The organism is Virgibacillus carmonensis (assembly GCF_057836705.1).
Map to the genome: position 1 here is coordinate 1 of NZ_JBYQFJ010000148.1, position 721 is coordinate 721.

At 34.7% G+C, this 721-nt stretch carries 2 protein-coding genes; both read right to left on the reverse strand.

Features of this window, described 5'->3' with window-relative positions:
• On the reverse strand, positions 1 to 93 hold a 93-nt coding region (locus tag AC3G7N_RS21020), incomplete at its 3' end, for a YqzE family protein (protein WP_489424098.1).
• Positions 94 to 135: 42 nt separating this feature from the next.
• Positions 136 to 636 (reverse strand): shikimate kinase, encoded by a 501-nt coding sequence (locus AC3G7N_RS21025; protein WP_089062468.1) that lies wholly within the window; start codon positions 634 to 636, stop codon positions 136 to 138.
• Positions 637 to 721 lie beyond the last annotated feature (85 nt).

The window sequence follows — 721 nt, forward strand, 5'->3', positions numbered from 1 at the left end:
TTCCTTCCGTCTCGCCTTTTTTTCATCGGTGGATAAATCTAAATAAGCAATAATTTGCCCTGTTATATATTTGATATAGTCATTTCCACTCATGGTATCACCTCTTTTGAATAGTATGACACGCTTGTATCACTTTTATTCATTGGCGACTTGACTGGTAATTTGGAAAACAAGATCATCGATTAATTTGTTATCTGTTGATACGGTAATCGCAGCACAGGATTGATACAAATGGATTCGTCTATCATACAACTGTTTCTTCTCATCTTTATTTTTCCTCCATAATGGTCTTGATGTATCGAATTGTAATCGTTTATCAATCGTGCGAAAATCGGTTTCCAAATACACAATAATACCAGTTTCAACCATTTGGTCGATATTAGAAGAACGTTCCACAATTCCTCCACCAGTCGACACAACGCAGTTTTCAGTCGGAATATTATGTAATGCATTGGACTCATACTTCCGGAAAGAAGCCTCCCCTTCCCTTGCAAATATTTCAGGAATGGTTTTATTATGTGTTGTTTCTATAATTGTATCCGTATCTATGTAATCACAGTTTAAACCCTCACTTAACTGCTTCCCAACAGAACTTTTGCCGCTGCCCATAAAGCCAATTAAAAATATATTTTTCATCTTTTTCACTCCCAAAATATTTTTTTTAAAAAGAAGGAGATTGCCAAATGTTGTCGAATATATAACGTTGATAATGAAAATAAAG

Coding starts and splice junctions, on each gene's coding strand:
- AC3G7N_RS21025 (WP_089062468.1), bottom strand. CDS start 636: ATGAAAAATATATTTTTAATTGGCTTTATGGGCAGCGGCAAAAGTTCT.